1 protein-coding gene is annotated in these 1,030 nt (G+C 75.9%); it reads right to left on the bottom strand.

Going from position 1 to position 1,030, the window contains the following annotated elements; genetic code table 11:
- Window positions 1-259: 259 nt before the first annotated feature.
- On the bottom strand, window positions 260-1,030 hold a 771-nt coding region (locus ACFVVX_RS37530; protein ID WP_387952636.1), incomplete at its 5' end, for a beta-ketoacyl reductase.

Genomic DNA, 1,030 nt, shown 5'->3' with positions numbered 1-1,030 from the left:
CCCGCCCGGCACGACCTTTTTTTCATCTTCCTGGTGCCCCTGGGTACCTGACCGACACTCACCCAACGGGGGGGGGGGGTCTTTCCCCCCCCGGCCCCGCCTGCGTTCTGTCGGAGCGCCGTCGGGACGTCGTCGGGACGTTGCCGGGCCGGGGCGTCCGCAGCCGCCCGAGGAGCGGGCGGGGCACCGGCCCCCTGACGGACAGGAGGCGCCCGGCCGGGAGAACCCCGGCCGGGCGCCTCAGGCGTTCGGGCCCCGGTTACAGGCCCAGCTCGTCGTCCAGCGCCGCGAACAGCTCGTCGTCGGTGACGGAGTCGAGGTCCGCCTCCTCGGGCTCACCGGCCGGCGAACCGTGCCGCAGCTCGGCGTCCTGCCAGGCCCGCAGGAGGGCCTGGAGGCTCGTGCCGACGGCGGCGTGGTCATCGGCCCGGAGCCCGCCGAGGGCGAGTGTGATCCGGTCGATCTCCTCGGAGAGCGGCAGGTCGCTGCCCGGACCGGCCTCGGCGAGGACCCGGGTGCGGAGGTGCTCCGTGAGGGCCTCCGCGTTCGGGTGGTCGAAGGCGACCGTGGTCGGCAGCCGCAGGCCGGTGGCCGCGTTGAGGCGGTTGCGCAGCTCGACGGCGGTGAGCGAGTCGAGGCCCAGCTTCTGGAGGCCGCTCCTCGGGTCGATGCCGTCCGGGTCGGCGTGGCCGAGGACGGCGGCGATGGTGGCCCGGACGAGGACCATCAGCTCCGACCGCTGCTCGTCCGCCGGCAGGCCGATCAGCCTGGCCGCCAGCTGCGCCGGGGCCGCGGTGACGACGGCCGCCTGTGCCGCGGCCCCCCGGCGGGCGGGCACCCGGACGAGGCCGCTCAGCATGGCCGGGAGGCTGCCGTTGGCGGCCCTGGTCCGGAGAGCGGGGAGGTTGAAGGCGGCCAGGGCGACGAGCGGCTCCTCGGTGGCGAGGGCGGTGTCGAAGAGGTCGAGGCCTTGGTCGGCGGTGAGGGCGTGGACGCCGCTGCGGGCCAGGCGGGTGAGGTCGGTTTCGGT

This window comes from Kitasatospora sp. NPDC058170, from assembly GCF_042883905.1.
In the GTDB taxonomy this organism is placed as follows: domain Bacteria; phylum Actinomycetota; class Actinomycetes; order Streptomycetales; family Streptomycetaceae; genus Kitasatospora.
Note: the sequence above shows the minus strand (reverse complement) of the source record. Positions and strands in the feature narration are given on the sequence as shown.